25 protein-coding genes, 2 tRNA genes and 3 pseudogenes are annotated in these 23,744 nt (G+C 60.7%); 22 read left to right on the forward strand and 8 right to left on the reverse strand.

From position 1 onward, the window contains the following. Nucleotides 1-624: 624 nt before the first annotated feature. The 5 genes from ATY77_RS10200 (at nucleotide 625) to ATY77_RS10220 (ending at nucleotide 4,784) form a co-directional block, all read left to right on the forward strand. On the forward strand, nucleotides 625-1,728 hold the full coding sequence (locus ATY77_RS10200) for a DUF2157 domain-containing protein (protein ID WP_088687231.1): 1,104 nt from the start codon (nucleotides 625-627) through the stop codon (nucleotides 1,726-1,728). Next, entirely contained in the window at nucleotides 1,725-2,315 is a 591-nt protein-coding gene (locus ATY77_RS10205; protein ID WP_088687232.1) for a GDYXXLXY domain-containing protein, read from the forward strand. The genes ATY77_RS10200 and ATY77_RS10205 overlap by 4 nt, the downstream gene beginning before the upstream one ends. A 129-nt stretch (nucleotides 2,316-2,444) precedes the next feature. After that, nucleotides 2,445-2,529: transfer RNA gene (locus ATY77_RS10210), tRNA-Leu, on the forward strand. Between the two features lie 180 nt (nucleotides 2,530-2,709). Further along, nucleotides 2,710-4,197, forward strand: coding sequence for a trigger factor (gene tig / locus ATY77_RS10215; RefSeq protein WP_088687233.1), 1,488 nt, complete (start codon nucleotides 2,710-2,712; stop codon nucleotides 4,195-4,197). A 164-nt stretch (nucleotides 4,198-4,361) separates the two neighbouring features. Beyond that, nucleotides 4,362-4,784, forward strand: coding sequence for a nuclear transport factor 2 family protein (locus tag ATY77_RS10220; protein WP_088675306.1), 423 nt, complete (start codon nucleotides 4,362-4,364; stop codon nucleotides 4,782-4,784). A 55-nt stretch (nucleotides 4,785-4,839) separates the two neighbouring features. Here the strand turns inward: ATY77_RS10220 and ATY77_RS10225 are convergent, their stop codons facing one another. Both ATY77_RS10225 and ATY77_RS10230 read right to left on the reverse strand, forming a co-directional pair. After that, entirely contained in the window at nucleotides 4,840-6,609 is a 1,770-nt protein-coding gene (locus ATY77_RS10225) for a radical SAM protein (RefSeq protein WP_088687234.1), read from the reverse strand. A gap of 158 nt (nucleotides 6,610-6,767) precedes the next feature. Further along, nucleotides 6,768-7,100, reverse strand: a pseudogene (locus tag ATY77_RS10230) (endonuclease/exonuclease/phosphatase family protein); the annotation flags it as partial. A gap of 137 nt (nucleotides 7,101-7,237) precedes the next feature. Between ATY77_RS10230 and ATY77_RS10235 the strand changes: the two are divergent. From ATY77_RS10235 to ATY77_RS10250, 4 genes and pseudogenes are all read left to right on the forward strand, one after another. Next, entirely contained in the window at nucleotides 7,238-8,425 is a 1,188-nt protein-coding gene (locus ATY77_RS10235; protein ID WP_088687301.1) for an alpha-hydroxy acid oxidase, read from the forward strand. Continuing rightward, nucleotides 8,415-8,552: pseudogene (locus ATY77_RS10240) on the forward strand (JAB domain-containing protein); the annotation flags it as partial. The gene ATY77_RS10235 and the pseudogene ATY77_RS10240, both read left to right, overlap by 11 nt. A gap of 123 nt (nucleotides 8,553-8,675) precedes the next feature. Continuing rightward, a complete protein-coding gene (gene sthA, locus ATY77_RS10245) occupies nucleotides 8,676-10,082 on the forward strand; it encodes a Si-specific NAD(P)(+) transhydrogenase (RefSeq protein ID WP_088687235.1) in 1,407 nt (468 codons plus the stop codon). Nucleotides 10,083-10,240: 158 nt separating this feature from the next. After that, nucleotides 10,241-10,727: pseudogene (locus ATY77_RS10250) on the forward strand (endonuclease/exonuclease/phosphatase family protein); the annotation flags it as partial. 45 nt (nucleotides 10,728-10,772) lie between these two features. Here ATY77_RS10250 and radC read toward each other — a convergent pair. Together radC and map are read right to left on the reverse strand one after the other, a co-directional pair. Continuing rightward, entirely contained in the window at nucleotides 10,773-11,585 is an 813-nt protein-coding gene (gene radC, locus ATY77_RS10255; RefSeq protein WP_088675338.1) for a DNA repair protein RadC, read from the reverse strand. A gap of 4 nt (nucleotides 11,586-11,589) precedes the next feature. Further along, nucleotides 11,590-12,426: a type I methionyl aminopeptidase gene (map, locus tag ATY77_RS10260; RefSeq protein WP_088675312.1), complete on the reverse strand. Its 837-nt coding sequence runs from the start codon at nucleotides 12,424-12,426 to the stop codon at nucleotides 11,590-11,592. A 248-nt stretch (nucleotides 12,427-12,674) separates the two neighbouring features. Between map and ATY77_RS10265 the strand changes: the two genes are divergently transcribed. From ATY77_RS10265 to ATY77_RS10270, 3 genes are all read left to right on the forward strand, one after another. Next, a complete protein-coding gene (locus ATY77_RS10265) occupies nucleotides 12,675-13,331 on the forward strand; it encodes a TetR/AcrR family transcriptional regulator (RefSeq protein ID WP_088687236.1) in 657 nt (218 codons plus the stop codon). Nucleotides 13,332-13,460: 129 nt separating this feature from the next. Continuing rightward, nucleotides 13,461-13,634, forward strand: a complete 174-nt coding sequence (locus ATY77_RS32820) for a hypothetical protein (protein ID WP_190237617.1) — start codon at nucleotides 13,461-13,463, stop codon at nucleotides 13,632-13,634. Beyond that, on the forward strand, nucleotides 13,631-13,963 hold the full coding sequence (locus tag ATY77_RS10270; RefSeq protein ID WP_088687237.1) for a DUF6105 family protein: 333 nt from the start codon (nucleotides 13,631-13,633) through the stop codon (nucleotides 13,961-13,963). The genes ATY77_RS32820 and ATY77_RS10270 overlap by 4 nt, the downstream gene beginning before the upstream one ends. On the opposite strand, the gene ruvX is transcribed toward ATY77_RS10270, so the two are convergent. After that, on the reverse strand, nucleotides 13,900-14,394 hold the full coding sequence (gene ruvX / locus ATY77_RS10275) for a Holliday junction resolvase RuvX (protein ID WP_088687238.1): 495 nt from the start codon (nucleotides 14,392-14,394) through the stop codon (nucleotides 13,900-13,902). The two genes, ATY77_RS10270 and ruvX, sit on opposite strands and share 64 nt — an antisense overlap. A gap of 113 nt (nucleotides 14,395-14,507) precedes the next feature. On the opposite strand from ruvX, the gene ATY77_RS10280 reads away from it, so the two are divergent. From ATY77_RS10280 to ATY77_RS10315, 7 genes are all read left to right on the forward strand, one after another. Next, nucleotides 14,508-15,212: a metal-dependent hydrolase gene (locus ATY77_RS10280; protein WP_088687239.1), complete on the forward strand. Its 705-nt coding sequence runs from the start codon at nucleotides 14,508-14,510 to the stop codon at nucleotides 15,210-15,212. A gap of 69 nt (nucleotides 15,213-15,281) precedes the next feature. After that, nucleotides 15,282-15,569: an Asp-tRNA(Asn)/Glu-tRNA(Gln) amidotransferase subunit GatC gene (gatC, locus tag ATY77_RS10285; protein WP_088675317.1), complete on the forward strand. Its 288-nt coding sequence runs from the start codon at nucleotides 15,282-15,284 to the stop codon at nucleotides 15,567-15,569. 57 nt (nucleotides 15,570-15,626) lie between these two features. Beyond that, nucleotides 15,627-17,108, forward strand: coding sequence for an Asp-tRNA(Asn)/Glu-tRNA(Gln) amidotransferase subunit GatA (gatA, locus tag ATY77_RS10290; RefSeq protein ID WP_088687240.1), 1,482 nt, complete (start codon nucleotides 15,627-15,629; stop codon nucleotides 17,106-17,108). Then, a complete protein-coding gene (locus ATY77_RS10295) occupies nucleotides 17,102-17,587 on the forward strand; it encodes a GNAT family N-acetyltransferase (protein ID WP_245314319.1) in 486 nt (161 codons plus the stop codon). The genes gatA and ATY77_RS10295 overlap by 7 nt, the downstream gene beginning before the upstream one ends. A gap of 204 nt (nucleotides 17,588-17,791) precedes the next feature. After that, nucleotides 17,792-17,863 (forward strand) — tRNA-Leu (locus ATY77_RS10300). Between the two features lie 398 nt (nucleotides 17,864-18,261). Further along, the gene (locus tag ATY77_RS10310) at nucleotides 18,262-19,404 is read left to right on the forward strand and encodes a slipin family protein (protein WP_088687241.1); all 1,143 of its coding nucleotides are present in this window, start codon (nucleotides 18,262-18,264) and stop codon (nucleotides 19,402-19,404) included. A gap of 70 nt (nucleotides 19,405-19,474) precedes the next feature. Next, the gene (locus ATY77_RS10315; RefSeq protein ID WP_088687242.1) at nucleotides 19,475-19,750 is read left to right on the forward strand and encodes a hypothetical protein; all 276 of its coding nucleotides are present in this window, start codon (nucleotides 19,475-19,477) and stop codon (nucleotides 19,748-19,750) included. 51 nt (nucleotides 19,751-19,801) lie between these two features. Here the strand turns inward: ATY77_RS10315 and ATY77_RS10320 are convergent, their stop codons facing one another. Continuing rightward, nucleotides 19,802-20,059 (reverse strand): YjhX family toxin, encoded by a 258-nt coding sequence (locus tag ATY77_RS10320; RefSeq protein ID WP_088675321.1) that lies wholly within the window; start codon nucleotides 20,057-20,059, stop codon nucleotides 19,802-19,804. Between the two features lie 310 nt (nucleotides 20,060-20,369). Between ATY77_RS10320 and ATY77_RS10325 the strand changes: the two genes are divergently transcribed. After that, nucleotides 20,370-20,876: a GNAT family N-acetyltransferase gene (locus ATY77_RS10325; RefSeq protein ID WP_088687243.1), complete on the forward strand. Its 507-nt coding sequence runs from the start codon at nucleotides 20,370-20,372 to the stop codon at nucleotides 20,874-20,876. Between the two features lie 32 nt (nucleotides 20,877-20,908). Here ATY77_RS10325 and ATY77_RS10330 read toward each other — a convergent pair whose 3' ends face one another. Together ATY77_RS10330 and ATY77_RS32825 are read right to left on the reverse strand one after the other, a co-directional pair. Beyond that, on the reverse strand, nucleotides 20,909-21,283 hold the full coding sequence (locus tag ATY77_RS10330) for a VOC family protein (protein WP_088687244.1): 375 nt from the start codon (nucleotides 21,281-21,283) through the stop codon (nucleotides 20,909-20,911). 7 nt (nucleotides 21,284-21,290) lie between these two features. After that, nucleotides 21,291-21,467 carry a hypothetical protein gene (locus ATY77_RS32825; protein WP_190237618.1) on the reverse strand — a complete coding sequence of 59 codons (177 nt, stop codon included), beginning with the start codon at nucleotides 21,465-21,467 and terminating at the stop codon, nucleotides 21,291-21,293. 265 nt (nucleotides 21,468-21,732) lie between these two features. On the opposite strand from ATY77_RS32825, the gene gatB reads away from it, so the two are divergent. Both gatB and ATY77_RS10340 read left to right on the forward strand, forming a co-directional pair. Then, nucleotides 21,733-23,235: an Asp-tRNA(Asn)/Glu-tRNA(Gln) amidotransferase subunit GatB gene (gene gatB / locus ATY77_RS10335; RefSeq protein ID WP_088687245.1), complete on the forward strand. Its 1,503-nt coding sequence runs from the start codon at nucleotides 21,733-21,735 to the stop codon at nucleotides 23,233-23,235. Nucleotides 23,236-23,238: 3 nt separating this feature from the next. Then, on the forward strand, nucleotides 23,239-23,742 hold the full coding sequence (locus ATY77_RS10340; protein ID WP_088687246.1) for a GNAT family N-acetyltransferase: 504 nt from the start codon (nucleotides 23,239-23,241) through the stop codon (nucleotides 23,740-23,742). Nucleotides 23,743-23,744 lie beyond the last annotated feature (2 nt).

Consider the following 23,744-nt stretch of genomic DNA (forward strand, 5'->3'; position numbering starts at 1 on the left):
CTGAAAGGGATGCCGTTGCCGCAGAACTGGCCGCTCCGGCTCGATACTTTCCGCTTAGGCGGAAGTTGGCGGCCGGCGTTCTTGTCGCCCGCCCCGCACGGTCTGGCGCCATAATCTGACGCTGCGATCTGCCTGGGACGAAGAATCGGGCTTGCTGCTGTTTCAGCTCAGCTTTTCCCAAATAAAACGCCCGCCGGGGGAGGATCCGGCGGGCGCATTAAAGTGACTGGCAACTGGGAGGAGGAGTTGTTGCCAGTCTATCGCAGCGCGCTTGGGAGGAGGAGTGCGCGGCTGCGAATCTCGTCACGGAACAAGAGGTCCGCGGGCATCCGGCAAAACCGGGCCGGGGCGCCATCCCCGTGCTTCGATGACTCTTAAATAGTATGACTAATGAGTCTTTTGCAGTGCAATAAATTCATGAGGGGTATGCGTTGGGCGCATGCCTCTCCGAAGCTGCGCCTATATTAGCAATACTGGCGTTAGCGGCCGGTTAATGTTCACCCCAATTTAGACCAATGAGGATTTTGCATATTTGCCGCAGGGACATTGCGAAGCCTGATGCTGCGTCTATAACGATGGAAGCCACGACGCCCTGGTAAGCGTCGCGGAAATGAGGGGTGAAACATGTATCGCCGCAGACTGCAGCGTGATCTCTCGCTCTGGGTGGGCAAGGGCCTGCTTGGAGAGCAAACGGCAGCCGCACTTCTCGCCGAATATGACAGCCGCCCGGCGAGCTTCAGTCTCGGCCGGGTCCTGATGGCGCTGGCGGCCGTTCTGCTTGCCGCCGCCGTCCTGCTGGTCGTGGCTTCCAACTGGGAGACCATCCCGCGTCTGGTGCGCGTCGGCGGCATCCTTGCGTTGATCTGGGCCGTGCACATCGCCGCCGCCTTGATGCTCGCCCGCGGCGCATCGGCAGCGGCGAGCGGCTTGCTGGTCATCGGCGCGATGAGCTTCGGCGGGGCAATTTCGCTGATTGGGCAGATGTATCACCTTTCCGGCGACCAGCAGACGGTGATGTATTTCTGGTTCGCGATTGCTGCAGTCTCGGCGATCCTGTTTCGTTCGGGCGCGGTGGTCGTCGTTGCAGGCTTCCTCTCCTGGGCGTCCTTCGCCGTTTATCTCGAGGGTAACGACAATCATTGGATCGGGCTCGATCCCTGGATGGCGCCGGTCATGGCGGCGATCGTCATCGGGCTGGTACGTTACACCGGCGCCGAGCGTGCACGCCATCTGGCCTATCTGCTGCTGATCGGCTGGCTCGCCTGGCTCTATACTCTTCACGAGGAAATCACCGTGGCGCTCGCCTTCGCGATCGGCGGCATGGTGGGCGTCGTTCTGACGGCGGCGCCGATGACGCAGATCGCCTATCTCGTCAGAAGCGCCGGTGCGGCCCCGGCTTTCTACAGCTTCCTCGTCGCCGCGATCGGCTTTCTGTTGCTGCATATCGAAATCGAGAGCGGCTGGCGTCTGGCGGTGCTCGGTGTGGTGACGCTCGCCGCTTCCGTCCTGGCGATCGTCCTGCATGGCAGAGACAACGGCGCCGTCCGCTATCTCGCCTATGTGACCTTTGCAGCCGAGATGCTCTATCTCGCCTCCGTCACCATCGGCTCGATCCTCGGCACGTCGAGCCTCTTCCTCTTCTCCGGCCTGGTGGTGGCGCTGGTCGCCTGGCTCGTCATCCGCCTCGAACGGCGCTTTTCCGCTCATGCACGGGAGGAGCGCGCATGAACGCGTTCATGGCAAGGCTGCAGTCGGGTAGGGGCTATCTGATTTCGGCAATCGTGATCGCCGGTCTGCAGACGCTGATCCTCGGCACGATCATTCAGAGCCGGGCTTCGATCCTCCGCGACGGCGCCGAGGTGCTCTTGAAGACGGCTCCCGTCGATCCGCGCGATTTCCTGCGCGGCGATTATGTCGTCTTGAACTACGACATTTCCTCCGTGCCGGTGCAGACCATTGCCGGCGGCATTCCTGCCGAGCCCGGGGAGCGCACCTTGTGGGTGCGGCTGAAGAAGCGGCCGGACGGCTTCTGGACAATCGTCGAATCGTCCTTCCAGGCGCTGCCGCCGCAGCCGGAGACCGTGATCCTGCGCAGCCAGCCTTTCTATAGCAGCGGACCGAGCGCCGTTGAAAACATCCGCGTCGAATACGGCATCGAGCGCTACTACGTTCCGGAAGGCGAGGGCAAGCCTATCGAAGAGGCGCGCAATGACGGCAGTGTCGCCATATCGGTGCGCGTCTCGCCATCGGGAAGCGCGCAGATCCGCAGCCTGCTCATCGATGGCAAGCCTGTTTACGAAGAGCCGCTTTATTGATCCCGGAAGGCTGCAGATCCGCTGTCATTTGCCGTTCATTTTTCCTTTGCCTCGACCAAATCGGGTGATATAGAGACGCCGCGCTCCGGAAGGCCTCATGCGCAGGCATAGGCATGCGGTTCTGTGAACGCGGGTATGGTGAAATTGGTAGACACGCCAGATTTAGGTTCTGGTGCCGCAAGGCGTGGGAGTTCAAGTCTCTCTACCCGCACCAGGCTGTATGCAGGGGGAGACTAAGAATTTAGTTCCCTGATACCCGGAAGCGAGTGCCGTTCCCCCTTGGGTGGAATGATGCAGGAATTGGGAAAAGCCACGCGCGGCACGCTGCCGGCGTCGTGCTCATAGAAACGAACGGCGTCTGGGCACGGCCGCCACGACATGAAGGTAGGAAGACATGCAGGTTATCGAAACGCTCGCTCAAGGGCTGAAGCGCGAAATCAAGGTCGTTATCCCGGCCAAGGACATGGAAGACAAGATGAATGAGCGTCTTGCCGATGTGAAGGACAAGATCCGCATCAACGGCTTCCGTCCGGGCAAGGTCCCCGCTGCTCACCTGAAGAAGGTCTATGGCAAGTCGATCATGGCCGAGCTCGTCAACGAGATCGTCCGCGAACAGCCGGCCGCCATCCTGTCCAGCCGCGGCGAAAAGTCGGCCACCCAGCCGGAAATCGCCATGACCGAGGACAAGGACGAAGCCGACAAGATCCTCGCCGCCGAGCAGGATTTCGAATTCACGCTCTCCTACGAAGTGCTGCCGCCGATCGAACTGAAGTCCGTCAAGGGCGTCAAGGTCACGCGCGAAGTCATCGACATCTCGGATGACGAAGTCAACGAGCAGGTCCTCAAGGTCGCCGAAAGCGCCCGCTCTTACGAAAGCAAGACCGGCAAGGCTGCCAATGGCGACCGCATCACCATGGATTACGTCGGCAAGGTCGACGGCGAAGCCTTCGAAGGCGGCACCGATCAGGGCGCCGAGCTGGTGATCGGTTCCGGCCGCTTCATCCCGGGCTTCGAAGACCAGCTCGTCGGCGTCAAGGCCGGCGAAGAGAAGACCATCACCGTAACCTTCCCGGCTGATTATCCGGCCAAGAACCTCGCCGGCAAGGAAGCGACCTTCGACATCACGGTCAAGGACGTCGCAGCGCCTGGCAAGGTTGAGATCAACGACGAACTCGCTTCCAAGCTCGGCATCGAATCCGCCGATCGCCTGAAGGAGATCGTCCGCGGCCAGATCGAATCGCAGTACGGCTCGCTGACCCGCCAGAAGCTCAAGCGTCAGATCCTCGACCAGCTCGACGAAATGTACAAGTTCGAGACCCCGGCTTCGCTCGTCGACGCCGAGTACAACGGCATCTGGAGCCAGGTGAACAACGACCTCGCTCAATCAGGCAAGACCTTCGAAGACGAAGACACGACCGAAGAGAAGGCACGCGAGGAATACAAGACGCTCGCCGAGCGTCGCGTTCGCCTCGGCCTCGTTCTCTCCGAAATCGGCGAAAAGGCCGGCGTCGAAGTGACCGAAGACGAGATGCAGCGCGCCATCTACGATCAGCTGCGCCAGTATCCGGGCCAGGAAAAGCAGATCCTCGAATTCTTCCGCAGCCAGCCGGGCGCCGCCGCTTCGATCCGCGCGCCGATCTTCGAAGAGAAGGTCATCGACCATCTGCTGACCGAGATCGACGTCACCGACAAGAAGGTGACGAAGGAAGAGCTGCTCGCCGATGAAGAAGGCGAAGCCAAGGCCGAGACCAAGAAGGCCGCTCCGAAGAAGAAGGCTGCCGCCAAGACCGAAGCTGTCGACGCTGGCGAAGGCGAGGAAGCCGCCGCCCCGAAGAAGAAGGCTGCTCCCAAGAAGAAGGCAGCCGACGAAAGCGCCGAATAATCTCTTCCCGGTTCTGAAGTTTGAAAGGCCCCGCCATCGCGCGGGGCCTTTTCTTTTTCGGGTCATCTCGACGGTTCATAGTGTTGTCTTCATCAGCGGCAACAAATAGTTGCAATAGACTATCATTCGATGCAGATTTTGCTGGTGGCCGGAGGGACCAGAAAATGACTGCAAAGCACGACATGAAAAAGCTGGTGGAAGAAATCTATGCTGTGCGTGATCGGGGCGATGTCGAGGGCACGCTGGCGTTGATCGGCAAGGATTGCACCTTCCGAATGGCCGGCAATACGCGGCTGGCGCCTCTTTCGACGGAAGCAGGCGGACAGGCCTTTCGGCAAGTGATAGAGCAGCTCATCACTGTGTGGGATCTATCCAAAATCAAGACCGTCGGCATCTATGTGGACGAGGACGAGCATATGGTCTTCGCTCATCGCGAAGGTGAAGTCAGGCACATCCCTTCGGGCGTATGCTTCCATACGGAGTTCGTCGACAAAATCCATTTCAAGGATGGAAAACCGGTCAAGATCGTCGAATTCGTCGACACGCTGCAAGTGGCTGAGACGACCCGGATAATCCAGGTCGCTTAAACCACCTTCAAAGTCGGAGCCGCCAGAGCCGAGGCGCTTTAGTGGGAACAGCGGCTCAATGCCGTGTCAGCGCCGCGACTTTCCTGACATGGCTCACGGCCGCGGTTCCACCTGAGGTCTTGGTGAAGAGGCTGAGCGTTTCTTCCTCGTCGTCCGCAACGGGTGTCAGAGCCTGATCCATATAGGTCTTCGACTTGGCATCCCGAGAAATCCGGACGGCCGAAATCGTCAGGCCGATGATCGTGGCGGCGAGCGAAGCATGTTTTCTGAATGTTTCCCAGGCAAAGCGCGGCCAGAACACCAGCGGATGTTCGCGCGGCAGTTCCGGGCGTCGCTCGGCCGGCGTCTTTAGGCGCAGGAGGCCGCTCTGCAGCGGATGCACGTTTTCCAGCGGCACGGTGGTGGCGAAGGAGACGAGAACCTTGACGAGCCTTGCCAGCGGCACCCCGGTCGCGACGGCCCGGCGCAGCAGCGTCTTCATATGGTCAGGCGAATAATAGAGCGACCAGGCCTCGTGGTAGATGTCTTCCCACTCCTGCTTGCTCATCTTGGGATGCGCGGTGCAGACGTGCTCGACGTCATAGATATTGAGATCGGCATCCATCTCGACGCCCTTCTTCCAGAGAACCTGATGGTCCTCGGAGCCTGGCAGCGGCGTCAGGATGAAGAATTCGATCACGTCGAGCGGCAACTCTTCCTGGATAATCGCGATGTCGCGGCGGATCGATTCCGGTGTGTCGGCGGGGAAGCCCAGGATATAGCCGGCCAGTGTCATGATGCCCTGCGCCTTCCAGGCGAGCAGCATCTTGCGGTATTCGGTGATCTTGTTCTGGTTCTTCTTGGCGGCCGTCAGATTGTCGGGATTGACGTTTTCGAGGCCGATGAAGACGCGGGTGACGCCGGCCCGCTTGGATTTCTCAATGAAATTGGGGATCTTGTGGCAGAGCGTATCGACCTGGATCATCAGGCCGAGCGGAATGCCGTCGCGCTCCTTGAGCTCGATCAGCCGGTCGAAGATCGCTTCCCAATCCTTGTTGCGGGCGAAATTGTCGTCGGTGATGAAGAATTTATGGATGCCCTGCGCCCAGTTCATCCGCACCAGCTTTTCGACGTCGTCGGCCGAACGGAATCGCGACTTGCGTCCCTGCACGTTGATGATGGTGCAGAACGAACACTGGTACGGACAGCCGCGCCCGGCATCGAAGCTGGTGCTGAGGCCGAGCGTGCGTTGGATATTGTCCTTGGGCAGGAAGGGAACCGGCGTGCCGCCGATGCCGGGAAGGTCGTTCATGAAATTATAGAGCGGCTTCAGCTCGCCGCTAGCGGCGTCACGCAGCACCATCTCCAGCCGCCCCTCGGCCTCGCCGGCGAACATCGAGACGCCCATCTCGCGGCAGGCGTCGAGCCCGACCGCCTCGCCGTCGAGCATCGACAGGCAGCCGGAAACATGGAATCCCCCCATCGAGACCGGCAGGCCGGCATTGCGGAAGGGCCGGGCGATATCGAGCGCGCGCGGATATTGGTTCGACTGGACGCCGACCAGCGCCACCATGCCGAAATTGCCGTGACGTTTGAACTGGGCGAGCAACCGGGCGAAATCGATCCTCGTGTTGGTCTCGTCGATCACGGTGATGTCGATGTCGGTATCGGGACCGAGCACTTTGCGCTCAGCGCATTCGGCGGCGATGCCGTAGAGAGCCGCGAGCGAATTGGACGGGATCATCGCCCGCCACCAGCGGATGACGTAACCGTCATCGTCGTAGTGAGACGGCTTGATCAGGATGAGCTGAAAACGTCGGCGTGCTGACTCCAGGACCTGGGACAAGAGTATCTATCTTTCTCTAAAAGCCGCTGCCCGGAGACAACACGGATCTGAAGGCGAAAATCAGGCACGGCGTATCGATGTCGTTTGGAGATATAAAGGCGAAGGCATAAGCGTCGCCGCATGCAACCAGTTTCGTGCGGCGCACAATTCTTAATATACTACATAATATCGAGCAGCAATGCGCGGTGGTCGGAGACCTCGGGCGCTTCGACCACCTCGAACCTGGCAACCTTCACCTCCGGCGTGACCAGCATATAGTCGGCAAAGCGACCTGCTTTTGCGTAGTAAGAGGTCCGCGTGTCGACAAGGCCGTTTCCGGTGACAAGATCGGAAAGCCCGAGCCTGCCGAGGGCAGCAAAGGTCGCGCTCTCAGGCAGCACGTTGAAATCCCCGCAGACCACAAGTCCCTCGCTGCCCGGCCAGACCCGTTCGATGAGGCTGACCAGTGCTTCAGCTTGTTCTTGGCGCGCCGCCGTATCGGTCGACCCGGCGAGGTCGCAAGATTGCACTCGAGGCGAGCGAAGATTGCGCAAGGCTGGAGTTGACAGCAGTCGGTGGTGCGCGATTGTATGCAATCTGCGCCCATTCGCTGCACAATGCCGTTGGGGATACCAAGAAGATAAAGCACATGACGATCTCCAGCGGTAACACTGATCGATCGACCCGGCTTTGCCGCGACGTGCTCTGCCTCGATGACTTTGAAATGAAGGCGCGGCGGCATCTTCCCAAGCCTCTGTTCGGTTATATCGCCGGTGCGACCGAAACCAATGCGTCGCTGCGGCACAACGCAGCGGCTTTCCAGGCCTATGCCTTCCGGCCTCGCGTCCTTCGGGACGTCTCGACGCGCAGCACAGAGACGAGCCTCTTCGGCAAAACTTATGCCGTACCGTTCGGCATCGCGCCGATGGGGATCAGTGCTCTGATGGCCTATCGAGGTGACATCGTGCTCGCGCAAGGAGCAGACCGATCGGGAATCCCGATGATCATCAGCGGTTCGTCACTCATCCCCCTGGAAGAGATAGCTGCGGCTTCGCCCGAAGCATGGTTTCAGGCGTATCTCCCCGGCGAACCCGACCGTATCGACGCTCTCATCGATCGCGTTGCCGCGGCCGGCATCCGCACGCTCCTGCTGACCGTCGACGTGGCCACCCTGCCAAATCGCGAAAACAATGTAAGGGCCGGGTTTTCGACGCCTTTGCGTCCTGGTGTGCGCTTGGCATGGCAGGGCATCTCGCACCCCCGCTGGACCGCCGGCACATTCCTGCGCACGATCGCCCGGCACGGCATTCCGCATTTTGAAAATTCCTATGCCACAAGGGGCGCGCCGATCATCTCCCAGAGTGTGACGCGTGATTTCGGCAAGCGTGATCATCTCAACTGGGATCATTTGGAGCGAATACGCAAAAGGTGGTCCGGCAAGCTCGTGGTCAAGGGGATCATGCATCCTGAAGATGCGGCACGGGCTGCCGATACCGGGGCGGATGGAGTGATCGTCTCCAATCATGGCGGCCGCCAGCTCGACGGCACCGCATCTCCCCTTCAGGCGCTTCCGGAGATTGCGGCACGTGTTGGAGACGGCATTGCCGTCATGGTCGATGGCGGCATCAGGCGTGGAACTGATATCATGAAGGCGCTGGCGCTAGGGGCCTGCTTCGTGTTCGTGGGCCGGCCGTTTCTTTATGCTGCAGCCGTCGCGGGGCTACCGGGCGTGCTCAAGGCGGCGGACATCCTGAAGACGGAACTGCATAGCAATATGGCGCTGCTCGGCGTTACCAGGGTAAGCGATATTTCCGCGGACTACATCACCCGCGCATGAACAGTCGTCGCGCACGGACATCGATATGACGAAGGTGATCATCGACGCGACGAAGGCGCTTGATATCATCGTCCGTGACGAAATCATCATCGGCAAGGACGGCCATGTCAGCCAAGGCCCAAGCTGATCAGAAAAGCACAGGTCCGGCTGAATCGGCAGCTGTAAAACAATCTGTAACATTGACCGGCTACCGATAGAGGAGCGACATTTTTGTCGCAAAATGATTCCATTTCCAATCCGAGGCTAGAGAATGTTTCAGTACGATCTCGTTGTGGTGGGTAGCGGTCCCGCAGGGCGCCGCGGCGCGATCCAGGCTGCGAAACTCGGCAAAAAGGTGCTCGTCATCGAGCAGGGCAAACGCGTCGGCGGCGTGTCCGTTCATACCGGCACGATCCCCTCGAAAACGCTGCGCGAGACGGCGCTCAATCTTTCCGGCTGGCGCGAACGCGGCTTCTATGGCCGGTCCTATCGCGTCAAGCAGGAGATCAGCGCCGAGGATCTGCGCCGCCGTCTGCTCATTACGCTCAACCATGAGGTGGAAGTGCTCGAGCATCAGTTCGCCCGCAATCGTGTGCACCATATGCGCGGTAAGGCGAGCTTCGTCGATGCGTCGACGCTCCAGGTCGTCAAGGATGACGGCGAAATTACCCAGGTCAGCGGCGCCAGCATTCTGCTCGCCGTCGGCACCAAGCCTTTCCGCCCCGATTACATGCCTTTCGACGGCAAGACCGTTCTCGACAGCGACGAGCTGCTCGATATCGAAGAACTGCCGCGCACGATGATTGTCATCGGCGCCGGCGTTATCGGCATCGAATATGCGACGATCTTTTCGGCGCTGGATACTGCCGTGACCGTCATCGATCCGAAGTCGACCATGCTCGACTTCATCGACAAGGAAATTATCGAGGATTTCACCTACCAGCTGCGCGACCGCAATATGAAGCTGCTGCTCGGCACGAAGGCCGATAAGGTCGAGCGGCTGGACACCGGCAAGGTGCAGCTGACACTCGACAACGGCCGCCACCTCGTGACCGACATGGTGCTTTTTGCCGCCGGTCGCATGGGCGCGACCGATACGCTCAACCTTGAGGCCATTGGCCTCGAGGCAGACAACCGCGGTCGCCTCAAGGTCAATCCGGAGACCTTCCAGACCTCCGTGCCGAATGTCTACGCCGCCGGCGATGTCGTCGGCTTTCCGAGCCTCGCCTCGACCTCGATGGAACAGGGCCGCATCGCCGCCCGCGTCGCGATCGGCGCGGTCGCCAAGGAGCCGCAGAAATATTTCCCTTACGGCATCTATGCCGTGCCGGAGATTTCGACATGCGGCCTGACCGAAGAGGAGATGAAGGAGCGCGGCATTCCCTATGAATGCGGCATCGCCCGCTTCCGCGAGACCTCGCGCGGCCACATCATGGGCCTCGACACCGGGCTTCTGAAGCTGATCTTCTCCCTGAAGACGCGCCGCCTGCTCGGCGTGCATATCGTCGGCGAAGGCGCCACCGAACTGGTGCATATCGGCCAGGCGGTGCTCAATCTCAAAGGCACGGTCGAATATTTCGTCGAAAACACCTTCAACTATCCGACGCTGGCCGAAGCCTACAAGATCGCCGGCCTCGATGCCTGGAACCGGATGGGCGACATCAAGTCGGAACTCTAAAGCATGTCGCGCAAAAGTGTGCAGCGGTTTTGCGGCAAAGACATGCGAGAAAGCAAACCCTAAAGCGCAAGGAGCGAATCTGAAAGATCGCGACGCGCTTTAGGGCTGACCGCAGCGTCGGCGTTTAAATCCGGCCGCCAAAACGGAGCCGAAGGACAGTGCGGATCATTTCGCTGAACACATGGGGCGGCAGGCTGCACGAGGCCCTGATCGCCTATGTCAGGCAGGCCGATCCCGACATGCTATGCGTGCAGGAGGTGCTGCGGGCGCCGGGTGCGGCCCCCGGGATGGGCGATCTATCGTGATGCGGGGATGGAACTGCCGCAGCGCGCCAATCTCTTCGAAGAAATCAGCACGGTCCTGCCCGGCCATGACGGTTTCTTCTGCCCGACATCGAGAGGCGAACTTTTCGACGGCGACACAACAATCTCTGCCGAATTCGGATTGGCGACCTTCGTGCGCAAATCATATTCCGTCATCGCCCAGGGTCTGGATTTCGTGCATGGCCATTATTCCCGCGATGGCTGGGGACAACACCCGCGGCCGCGGAATGCCCATTGCATCCGCCTCTTCAGCCACCGGCATGCTTCCAGCGTGACGATCGCCCATATGCATGGCATGCGGGACCCCGCGGGCAAGGGCGATAGGCGGCTGGAACGTGGCATGTCGGCGTTCAGCCCCTGTGGTCCTTCAGATCAGCTTCAGCCCCTTCAGGCTGACATGGCCGTCCTTGCCGATGATGACGTGGTCGTGGACGGTGATGTCAAGCGCTTTTGCTGCCTCGATGATCACCTTGGTCATGTCGATATCGGCGCGTGACGGCGTCGGATCGCCGGACGGGTGGTTGTGCACGAGGATCATCGCCGTTGCCGAAAGCTCGAGCGCGCGTTTGACCACCTCGCGCGGATAGACCGGCGTATGATCGACGGTGCCGCGGCCCTGCACTTCGTCGGCGATCAGCACGTTGCGCTTGTCGAGGAAGAGAATGCGGAACTGTTCGCGCGTCTCATGCGCCATGGCCGCATGGCAATATTGGATGACCGAGGACCAGGAGGACAGGACCTGCTTGTTCCTGAGTTCGCTCTTCAGGGTTCGCTGGGCGACGGTAGAGATCAGCTTCAGGTCGAGCGCCACGGCCTCGCCGACGCCCTTGACCTCCGTCAGCAGCGACGCGGGCGCGCCGAAGACGCCGGCGAGCGAGCCGAAGCGTTCGATCAGCGCCTTGGCGATCGGCTTGGTGTCGCGCCGCGGGATCAGGCGGAAGAGCAAGAGCTCGAGGATTTCGTAGTCGGCAAGAGCGGTCTCGCCTTGTTCGCGGAAGCGGTCGCGCAACCGCTCGCGATGGCCGTGATAATGCTCCTGGACCGCAAGCGAAGCGGGCAGGGCGGCCTTCGCATTCCCGGCAGGTGGTTTTCCCGGCCGGCCGAAGAACGAGCGTTCATCGGCGGCAACGGGCTCCTCGAAAGGCAGTTCGTCGGAAGAGGGAACGGGCCCTTTCGCCATCGGATCACCCGCTGAGCGATGGCAGGCCGGGGCGGTCGAGGCCATTGGGCGACAGCGTGAAGATCTCGCAGCCGTTGGCGGTGACGCCGACGGTATGTTCGTACTGCGCCGAAAGCGAGCGGTCGCGGGTCACCGCCGTCCAGCCGTCGGCGAGCACCTTCACATGCGGCCGGCCGAGATTGATCATCGGCTCGATGGTGAAGATCATGCCTTCGCGCAACTCCGGCCCCTCGTTGGCGCGGCCGTAATGCAGGATATTCGGCGAATCGTGGAACAGCCGGCCGACGCCGTGGCCGCAGAAATCACGGACCACCGAGCAGCGCTCGGCCTCGGCATAGGCCTGGATCGCCTCGCCGATCGCGCCGGTGCGGGCGCCGGGCCGGACGGCGGCGATGCCGCGCATCAGCGATTCGTAGGTCACCTCGAGCAGCCGCTCGGCCGCGCGTTTGATCGTGCCGACGGGATACATCCGGCTGGAATCGCCGTGCCAGCCGTCGAGCACGAAGGTGACGTCGATATTGACGATATCGCCTTCGCGTAGCGGCTTGTCGTTCGGAATGCCGTGGCAGACGACGTGGTTGATCGAGGTGCAGGTCGATTTGGTGTAGCCGCGATAGTTCAGCGTCGCCGGATAGGCACCGTGATCCATGCCGAAATCGAAGACGAATCGGTCGATGTCATCGGTCACCAGTCCCGGCTTGACGATATCGGCGAGCGCGTCGAGGCAGCGCGCGGTCAGCTGGCACGCCCTGCGCATGCCTTCGAATGCTTCCGAGTCGTAAAGCCGGATGGCGCCCGTATTCTTCGGGGGCGCGGAAGAGGCTTCGATATAGTTCACCATTGCAGGGCCTTAGCAAAGAATATTAGATTTGTTCATAATGCAGCTATGCCGGGTTCGTCCATCGCGATCAACCGCGGGGGCGATAATTCTGAACCGATCCGATCCGCCGAGCGCGCGGCTTTCCGCATCCCTTCGGGATCAAATCGCCGGTCCGGCCGGAATATCCACAATCTTCCCAAGGAGATAGGATTGATCGGATGAAATCCCCCAGCTACTCACCGATTGGTGACAGCGGGGAAGGGTCGGTCATGCTGAATGAAGTCGTAGAAATTGAAACTTTGCCTCAAACGGTGGAGCCGGAACGGCGCGTGCGCGACCGCGGCGCCACCGAGCGCGCCATCCTTGCCGCAGCCAAGAGCCTGCTGGCCGCGGAAGGCTTCCAGAATTTCGGCATCAATGCCGTCGCCCGCCGCGCCGGCTGCGACAAGCAGCTGATCTATCGCTATTATGGCGGCCTCGACGGGCTGGTCGAGGCGATCGGCGCCGATCTCGGCAACTGGGTGAGGGATCGCATCCCCGAAGATGCCGGCGGCATGTTCCTGCTGACCTATGGCGACCTGATGGAGCGGCTGGCGCTTCTGCTGCTCGATGCTTTGCGGAGCGATCCGCTGATGCGTCGCATCCTCGCCTGGGAAATATCGGAAAACACCGAGCAGGTGAGGCGGCTTTCCGAAGCGCGCTCGAAGGCGCTCGCTCTCTGGCTGGAGCGCATGCGCGGCTCGCTGGCACCGCCGAAGGGCGTGGACATAGGCGCCCTCAACGCCGTCATCATTGCCGCGATCCAGCATCTTGTGCTTGCCGGCGCTGCAGGCGGGCAGTGCGCAGGTCTGGCGCTGAAGACGCCCAAGGACTGGGAGAAGGCGGCCACCGCGCTGAAGCGGATCGTGCGCGGCGTCTACGGCTGATCGCTCTTCATCCACAGGGGCCGGCTGCCGCGTTAACCTTAATGAATGGTTTACGTTGCGTGGGGGTGGTTAACCCGACAGTGTGGCGGTCAGCAGAGATGATACGAGTAGAGTGTCGAGTTGACGTCCATGGGAGCCAAAATCGCTAAAGCCTTGTTGCTCGGGACCGCGGTGATGTTCTTCGCGGTCCTGGCGCTGGATATTGCGATTCCCGCGCTGGTGCTGTGCACCATGGCATTGTCGATCTGGCTGGTCTCTCTCGATCTGCCCGTCACGCGCAAGCATGGAGGAGAGGCCGCATGAAGTGGTTTCTGATCTTCTGGGCCGGCCCCATCGTCTTTCTGGGCGGATGGTACTGGCTTTCCTATTACGACATGAATTTCGGCATCTTCATGCTGACACGGCAGGTCCATGACCTGACCTTCCAGCTCTATGGCGAAGCGCTGGGTGTTCCGCCCGAGACCATTCCGCCGCTCGTTGCCCGCGCGATCGCCGTCGACAGCCTCGTCGTCTTCGCCATTCTCGCTTTCAGAAAACGCAAGTCGATCATCGCCTGGTGGAGAGCGCGTCAGGCGCTGAATTCGTCTCCAGCGGACCTTGCCAGCAAGGAAAGCCTGTCGAGGGCGCCCTGAAGAATGAAGCTTGCCGCGGCCGAATCGATCCGTTCGGCCCGCTTGGCGCGCGAGACGTCCATTTCGAGCAGCGCCCGTTCCGCCGCCACCGTCGAAAGCCGCTCGTCCCAGTACACGAAGGGCAGCGCCGTCTTCTGCTCCATATTGCGCACGAAGGCGCGTGTTGCCTGCACACGCGGCCCCGCCGAGCCGTCCATGTTCATCGGCAGGCCGATGACGAAGCCTGCGATCTTTTCGGCTGAGGCAAAGTCCAGCAGCGCCTCGGCGTCGATGGTGAATTTGACCCGGCGGATTACCGGGCGCGGCGTGGCGAAGCGCCGCCCGAGATCGGACATCGAAAGCCCGATCGTCTTGGTGCCGAGATCGAGGCCCGCGATCGCCTGTCCAGGGGAAAGCGCCTCGCCCATTTCCTCGATCGTCAGCACCGTCATCGCCGTCTCGTCCCGTCAAAAGAAATTGAAGCCGCCGCCGCTTTCCTTTGCAGGCGCATGAGATATGTCCTTACCATCGAAATCAGATTTTGCATCACGTTAGGAGAGATTTCATGAAGATCACCTGGCTCGGCCATTCTGCCTTCCGTATCGAGACCGGCAACGCGAAGATCCTGCTCGATCCGTTCCTCACCCACAACGCTTCCTTTTCCGGCCAGGATATCAAGGATGTTTCGTCAGGCATCACCCACATTCTGCTGACGCATGGCCATGGCGACCATGTCGGCGATACCGTAGCGCTCGCCAGGGAAACCGGCGCCGTCGTTCTCGCCAATGCCGATCTCGCCGCATGGCTGGGGTCCAAGGGCGTCGACAGGATCGAGATGGGCAATACCGGCGGCACGATCACGCTCGGCGGTTTCTCCGCAACCTTCACCAATGCGCTGCATTCCTCCGCCCAGATCACCGAGGACGGCGTCTCGCATGCGCTCGGCAACGCCAACGGCCTGATGCTGCATTTCGACGACGAGGCATCGATCTTCGCCATGGGCGATACCGATATTTTCTCCGACATGGCGCTGATCAACGAACTGCATCAGCCCGATATCGGCTTCGTGCCGATCGGCGACCGTTTCACCATGGGCGGCGCGGTGGCCGCACTCGCCTGCCAGCGCTATTTCAGCTTCAAGATGGCGATCCCCTGCCACTTCGGCACCTTCCCGATCATCGACCAGACGGCCGATAAATTCGTTGCCGGCATGGAGGGAGCGAAGACCGAAGCGAAGGCGATGAAGCCTGCCGAGAGCCTGTCGATCTGACGAAACCCCGTTGCACAGCGCGGACATGGCCTTTATAGCGGGTAGGAAAAATCCCATCCGGAGAATGCCATGTCCGTCGATCTCGCCACCGTCAAGCGCGTTGCTCGCCTTGCCCGTATTGCCGTCTCCGAGGATGAGGCAAACCGCATGGTTGGCGAATTGAACGGCATCCTCGGCTTCGTCGAGCAGCTCTCCGAAGTCAATGTCGATGGCGTCGAGGCGATGACCTCGGTGACGCCGATGGCGATGAAGAAGCGTACCGACGAGGTGACCGACGGCAACAAACCGGCCGATGTCGTCGCCAATGCGCCGGTCACCGATCACAATTTTTTCCTGGTGCCGAAAGTCGTCGAATAGGGCTCGAAGCCTGTTTTCGACCCTGTTGCCCATTCAAAGATCTGAAGCGAAAACACGATGAGCGAACTCACCAGCCTGACCATTGCCGAAGCCCGCCAGAAGCTGCGCGCCAAGGAAATCAGCGCAGTCGAACTCACCGAAGCCTATATCTCGGCGATCGATGCGGCCAATGGCCGGCTCAATGCCTATGTGAAAACGACGCCGGATCTCGCCCGCGTCATGGCTCGCAAATCCGATGAGCGCATCGCTGCCGGCAAGGCGGGAGAGCTTGAAGGCATTCCGCTCGGCATCAAGGATCTCTTCGCCACCGTCGGCGTGCACACCCAGGCTTGCAGCCATATTCTCGATGGGTTCGAGCCGCGTTATGAATCGACGGTGACGCAAAACCTCTGGGACGACGGCGCCGTCATGCTCGGCAAGCTGAACATGGACGAATTCGCCATGGGCTCGTCCAACGAGACCTCCTATTACGGCCCGGTGATCAATCCCTGGCGGGCCGGCGGGTCCAACCAGCAGCTCGTTCCGGGCGGCTCCTCCGGCGGCTCGGCCGCAGCCGTCGCCGCGCATCTTTGCGCCGGCGCCACCGCGACCGATACGGGCGGCTCGATCCGCCAGCCGGCGGCCTTCACCGGCACCGTCGGCATCAAGCCCACCTATGGCCGCTGCTCGCGCTGGGGCACCGTCGCCTTCGCATCCTCGCTCGACCAGGCCGGCCCGATCGCCCGCGACGTGCGCGATGCGGCAATCCTTCTGAAGTCGATGGCAAGCGTCGACGCCAAGGACACGACGTCGGTCGATCTGCCCGTGCCTGATTACGAAGCGGCCCTCGGCCAGTCGCTGAAGGGCATGAAGATCGGCATTCCGAACGAATACCGCGTCGATGGCATGCCCGAGGAGATCGAGACCCTCTGGCGCCAGGGCATTGCCTGGCTGAAGGATGCCGGCGCCGAGATCGTCGATATCTCGCTGCCGCACACGAAATATGCTCTTCCGGCCTATTACATCGTCGCTCCCGCCGAGGCGTCCTCGAACCTCGCGCGCTACGACGGCGTGCGCTACGGTCTGCGCGTCGACGGCAAGGATATTGTCGACATGTACGAGAAGACGCGCGCTGCCGGCTTCGGCCAGGAGGTCAAACGCCGCATCATGATCGGCACCTATGTGCTGTCGGCCGGTTATTACGATGCCTATTACATCCGCGCCCAGAAGGTCCGCACGCTGATCAAGCGTGATTTCGAGCTCGCCTTCGATGCCGGTGTCGATGCCATCCTGACGCCGGCCACACCATCCTCGGCCTTCGGCATCGCCGATGAGAACCTCGCCGCCGATCCGGTGAAGATGTATCTGAACGACATCTTCACGGTGACGGTCAACATGGCCGGCCTGCCGGGCATCGCCGTGCCCGCCGGCCTCGACCAGAAGGGCCTGCCGCTCGGCCTGCAGCTGATCGGCAAGGCCTTTGACGAGGAAACCCTCTTCAAGACCGCCCACGTCATCGAACAGGCCGCCGGCAAATTCACGCCGGCCAAGTGGTGGTAACGGGCCTCACGATCCGCACGATAACGCCTGCCGACCATAAAACGGTCGGCGCCGTCGGCTTCGCCGCTTGGGCCGCAGGCGAGGCTTTTGAGGATTGCTATCGCGATCCCGATGTCATGGCCAAGGTACGGCAAGAGTTCGTCGTCTTTCCCCATGAGACGAAGGGTGAGATCTTCGTTGCCGAACTAGCGGACGATATCGTCGGCTGGGGTGCGCGGGAAGATGAACGGAACTATGTGTCCGATCTCTGGGTACATCCGGATTATCAGGGTAGGGGTGTCGGCCGGGCTCTGCTGTTGCATTTATGTGAGTTGATGGCGAACGAAGGGCTGGCGACGGTCCGTCTCGACACACACGCCAGGAATGCGCTCGCGATCCGTCTTTACGAACGTTGCGGCTTCACCATCATCCGGCATGATGTCGAATTTTCCAAGAGCATGGGCGTCGCCCTCGAAAGGTGCATATGGAGAAGCGGTTGAACTGCTAAAGAGTTGCATTTTTGCAACTCGTCTCTGGTCGCAACTTGACGTTTTAATTTTTTGATTGCCACGGCGCCAGGAAATGTCCTAGACGCGCGGTCCCGGTCGTCAGTCGGTGTGGACATCAACGGATGGAGTTCAGAACCTCCTCCCGTGCAGTCGGCTTTGTCGTTCTGCATACGGATGCCGCATTGGAGGTCGGAAGCAGATATAGCTCAGAGGAAGAGCGCCGGATTTAGCCTCCGGAGGTCGTGGGTTCGATTCTCACTATTTGCGACATTGGATTGCTCAGTGGGTAGAGCGTCAGATTACGGATCTGAAGGTCGAAGGTTCGAATCCTTCTCCAAACACTGGTCTGCAACCAGCGATATTGAAATTGACGGCTCAGGGACCGGAATGTCGAGGAGCGGAAAGAGACCGAAAGGTCTTGGCCCGTTCCGAAACCAGGGGCGCAAGCCAGAACGACAGTAACGACCAAGCCGCATGCCGGTCTCCCGAGGAGCGCGCTCCTAGGTCCGCCCACGTGCCGCAAGGTCCTCTTCTGCCGTTCCGCGACCGCAGCCTGCCACCGGTCCCCGGATCAATGCCGGGTGTGAATGCCAAGACTGAACGAGTGAAACACGAACCAAAGGAACAATCGGTCGATGACTTAGCGAACCGAAGGAGTGACGAACATGACAAAACTTCTCGAAATGATTTTGGGGCGCAAGCGCGTCCTGGTGAAGGAAAACGAACGCGTGATCGCCCTGCACAAGGGCCGGATTATAGGCGTGTACGGATCGGGCATGCACTGGCTGCCGAACAATCGTGACAGCCTGGAGGTCGCCCGTCACGACCTGAACAATCCGGTATTCGCGTCGGTTTACGAGAAGGCACTGTTTGACAAGCTCCCCGATGTCGCCGAGCAGAATCTGACCGTGTTTCGTACCGCTGCCACGGAAGTGGCGGTGATCGAACGGGACGGCGCAATTTTCGCCATCATGCTGCCGAACCAGAAGCTGGTGGTGTGGAAGAACGCTGGACCGTGGGCGGAAAAGCGGATCGACGTTGGTGATAACCTGACGGTCGATCCGGCGCTGATGCGCCGTATCGGGCAGGCTAGGAAGGCTGATGTGTTCAGCGTGCATCATATCAATGAGGGGCAGGTTGGTCTGCTTTTCATCGATGGTGCGAAGGCTGGAACGCTTTCCGCGGGTGTCCACGCTTTCTGGAATGTCGGCAAGGCTTTCCAGGTGAAGGTGATCGACCTGAAGTGGCAGACGCTCGACGTTACTGGCCAGGAACTCCTGACCCGTGACCGCGTGACGATCCGCATAAACATCTCCGCCGAATACCGTGTCGTAGACCCGGTCAAGGCGGTGACTGTGGTGAAGGACTTCTCGGATGCGCTGTACCGTGCGCTTCAGTTCGTCTTCCGCCGCACCCTCGGCAGCCTGACGCTTGATCAGATTCTCGAGCGTAAGGTGACGATCAATGCCGAAGCCGCTGAGAAAGTCCGCGAGGACATGGCGACAATCGGCATCGAGGTTTCTGGCATCGAGCTCAAGGACGTAATCCTGCCGGGTGAGATGCGTGAGATCCTCAATCAGGTCGTTGCTGCTGAGAAGCAGGCCGAGGCGAATGTCATCCGCCGCCGTGAGGAAACGAATGCCACGCGTTCGCTCCTCAACACGGCGAAAGTTATGGCCGAAAACCCGGTCATGTTGCGCCTGAAGGAGCTTGAGGCGCTTGAGACCATTGCCGGCAAGGTTGGTCACCTGACCATCCACAACGGCACGGGTGGGTTGATGAACGACATCATCAATCTGCGCGACTGAAAGGCAGGCGCCGTCTCGGATTTCGAGGCGGCGCCTGCTATAAGAAGTGGATTTTGCGAAGGAGGGCCTCATGCCGGACCAGGATCTTGGGCGACTGATCGAGGCAATCGATCGTCTTGCCGCGGCCGGTTTCGTCATGGGGGCGGATTGGCGGGTGGTTCACGATATCTGTCAGCGCCATGAAGGCGAACAGCCCTTTGATTGGGGCCATGCCCTCTGCCATCGCATCGAGGGCGATGACTGGAATGCCGATTATTGGTATCGCCGGGCCGGCAAGATGCGCGGCACGGGTGCGATGGCCGACGAATGGTCGGCGATGCGGGCGGAATTGTCTGCAAAGGCTTGAGGCTGGCTCCTGACCGCGCCCGGCGGACGCGGTCAGGACTGATTGCCCGATTTATCTATTGTCCAGTTGCGACCTGACCAGCTTCAGCCCTCTTTCGGTGATCCGGTAGGGTTGGCCGGCTGACGACTTGATTGCCTTCAGCCGCTTCAGCCTGCGGAAGAGGTCGAGATCGACGCCAGGATAGCGCCAGCCGTCGCGGGTGAAGCAACTGACGGCCTCGATCTTTCTGTTGTCGTCGCGGGTAATTTCGATGCGGCCGCCTTGGGCCATGAGATGCAGGATGCGCTGCTCCGTGCGGGAAATGTCCATATGTTGAAATCCGGTATCGCGCCCGGCAGGGCGCACAAAAACGATCTGGCGCTCGATTCGAACGTCAGGGCTTCGTTTTTTCGGGCCCATGCGCACAAGCGAACTTGCGGGCAGGGCCTTTACCGGGTCTCAGGCAGGCTCAACATAAAACACCTCGATAAGACTTCATATTCAGCCCGGAAAAAGCGGTCAAGGCGGCTTTGCCCGTCAAATCGGTCGAAAACCGCGATTTCCATTGCATCATCCCTTTGGAGGCACTGGTAAATTCCGCGACTCAATGGTCTAGTTGCGCGGTAACGCGGAGGTGTCTTTGATCCACATTCGCAATGCCCGCGACGGGGAAGCGGAACTGTTGAGCGAAATCGGGCTGAGGGCCTGGCAAAGGGCGATGGCGTCGATCGGCGAATCGGACGTTATGGTCGACGCGGCGCGCAACGCCTTTCGCAACTTCGTGGAAAATGACTGGCTGACCATTACGGTCGTCGAGCAGAACGGCCAGGTCGCGGGCTGGGCGGCGCGCGAGGGATTGGACGAAACCATCTCGGATTTCTGGATCGATCCCATATTCACCCGCCAGGGGCTGGGCTCGGCCCTTCTCGAGCGCATCGAAAAGGACATCGCCGAGCAGGGCTTCGACAAGGCGGCGATGCAGACCCACTCCGGCAACGCCGAAGCGATCGGCTTCTTCCAGAAGCACGGCTACAGCATCCACTGGCTCTCGGTTGCCTATAATCCGAAGCTCGACCGCGACGTGCCCTCCGTCGGGCTGACGAAACAGCTCGTCTCAGGCGCGGGCGGATACGGACAGGAATTCTGACATTTCAAAGGTGCGTCCGCGGCTCAAGCGAGCTATTCGGAGGTGACGCAGAAGTTGTTGCCTTCAGGATCATTCAAGACCGTATAGGCATCGGTCTCACGCACGAAAGTCGCGCCGAGGGATAGGAGCCGTTCGACTTCTTGTCTGCGATCCGCAGCGGCGATATCGAGATGGACGCGGTTGCGGGCGGGGCGCTCGCCCTCGCGAATATGGAAGCACAGGCGCGTTCCGGGGCCGTCGACCATCACGGTCGGGTCCGTTTCAGTTGTGAGGCCCATCGCGGCAAGGCGAGCCAGCTCCGCATCGTCATAAGGCATCACGCGGTAGCCATCGAGTGCTGCCGCCCAGAAACGGGCAACACGCGAGGGAATGTCGCAGTCGATGACGATTTCCTTCAGCCTTGCCATGGCGCTTCTAGGACTTGCCGGATCGACGCGGGAAAGCCCGCTCGATGATTGCGCCGCCGAAGGCCGGCAGCAAGGCGAAAAGCATGAGCTGTGCTGTTCCCTGCAGCGTCAACAGGCCGGAAATGAGGAGCGCGGCCAGCACTCCAAGGAGAGCTCCGGCCAGATAGGGCAAATAATCCTTCAATCGAGCCTCCATGTGGTGAGTGCATGAAATCCCAAAAGCATTCTTTGACGAACATAGTGATGAATGCGGCGGCGGCAATCAGGAGGCGATCGAAACTCTTCTCCCTTGGCCGGTGCGGAAAATATAGCGCTCCGACGCAAAGCGGCCTTGGGACTTAGAGGAAATGACCAGCGGCTGCTGCTCTGCAACGCCGCGAAAGCCTTGCACCGGAACGCCATTTCCTTTACCTCACCAGTGGAAAAGAACAGCCTGCAAAGAGCATCAAATGACCCTTGTCGACGTCCGCACGCCCGATCCGAAACGCTTCATCCCCGGCGCCACCGGCGACTGGGAAGTCATCGTCGGCATGGAAGTTCATGCCCAGGTACTGTCCAATTCGAAGCTCTTCTCCGGCGCATCAACGGAGTTCGGAAAGCCGCAAAATTCGAACGTATCGCTGGTCGATGCCGCCATGCCCGGCATGCTGCCCGTAATCAACGAGGAATGCGTCAGGCAGGCCGTGCGCACCGGTCTCGGCCTGAAGGCTCAGATCAACAAGCGCTCGCTCTTCGACCGCAAGAACTATTTCTATCCCGACCTGCCGCAGGGCTATCAGATTTCGCAGTTCAAGGATCCGATCGTCGGCGAGGGCAAGATCGTCATTTCGCTCGGGCCGGACCGCCAGGGCCAGTTCGAGGATATCGAGATCGGCATCGAGCGCCTGCACCTAGAGCAGGATGCCGGCAAGTCGATGCACGACCAGCATCCGACCATGTCCTATGTCGATCTCAACCGCTCCGGCGTGGCGCTGATGGAGATCGTCTCCAAGCCCGACATGCGCTCCTCCGACGAAGCCAAGGCCTACATGACCAAGCTGCGCTCGATCGTGCGCTATCTCGGCACCTGCGACGGCAACATGGACGAAGGCTCGATGCGCGCCGACGTCAACGTCTCCGTGCGCCGCCCGGGCGAGGCTTTCGGCACGCGCTGCGAGATCAAGAACGTCAACTCCATCCGCTTCATCGGCCAGGCGATCGAATACGAAGCCCGCCGCCAGATCGGCATTCTGGAGGATGGCGGTACGATCGAGCAGGAGACGCGCCTGTTCGACCCGAACAAGGGCGAGACGCGCTCGATGCGCTCCAAGGAAGATGCGCACGACTATCGTTACTTCCCCGATCCGGATCTGCTGCCGCTCGAATTCGACGATGCCTTCATCAAGACGCTCGAAGCCGACCTGCCGGAACTGCCTGACGACAAGAAGGAGCGCTTCGTGCGCGAACTCGGCCTGTCGGTCTATGATGCCTCCGTGCTCGTCTCCGAAAAGGCGATCGCCGATTATTTCGAGGCCGTGGCGGCAGGCCGCGACGGCAAGACGGCGGCCAACTGGGTCATCAACGATCTGCTCGGCGCGCTGAACCGCACCGGCAAGGATATCGAGCAGACGCCGGTTTCGCCGGCCCAGCTCGGCGCCATTATCGATCTCATCAAATCGGGAACCATCTCCGGCAAGATCGCCAAGGATCTGTTCGAGATCGTGCTGACCGAAGGCGGCGATCCCGCCGAGATCGTCGAATCGCGCGGCATGAAGCAGGTGACGGATACCGGCGCGATCGAAAAGGCCGTGGACGAGATCATTGCCGCCAATCCCGAGCAGGTGGAAAAGGTCAAGGCGAAGCCGACCATGGCGGCATGGTTCGTCGGCCAGGTGATGAAGGCGACCGGCGGCAAGGCCAATCCGCAGGCCGTCCAGGCGCTGGTCAAGGCGAAGCTCGGCATCGAGGAATAAGCGGTGTATTTCGTCCGCACCGCCGGAGAGCGCGACCTGGAAAAGGTGCGCGCTCTTCTGGTGGAGAGCTTTCACGCCACCTATGACGGTCTCCATGGCAAAGCCAGGGTGGACGATCTGATCGCCCACCTTCTGTCACCGGCGGCGTTGAAGGCGCGGCTCGCGCGCAAGGATGGCGAATTCCTCGTGGCCGATGACGGCCGCAACATCGGCGGCATGGGCTATGCGGTCATGTCGCAGGAGCTGACGAAAACCGTCATGCTGCATCTGCTCTACGTCAGCCCGCCGCTGCAGCGCCAGGGCATCGGCCGGGATATTTTCGCCGAACTCGAAACCTGCTTCCCCGATGCGGAGATCATGCGTCTCGAAGTCGAGCCGCGCAATGCTGCGGCGATCGCCTTCTATCAGGCGCACGGCTTCACCGAGGTTGGCCGCAACGACAACAGCGCGCCCGGGCAATCCGGCATACCGTCGTTGATTTTCGAAAAACCGCTCGAAAGCCATTGAAA

The organism is Rhizobium sp. R634, from assembly GCF_002211305.1.
In the GTDB taxonomy this organism is placed as follows: Bacteria; Pseudomonadota; Alphaproteobacteria; order Rhizobiales; family Rhizobiaceae; genus Rhizobium.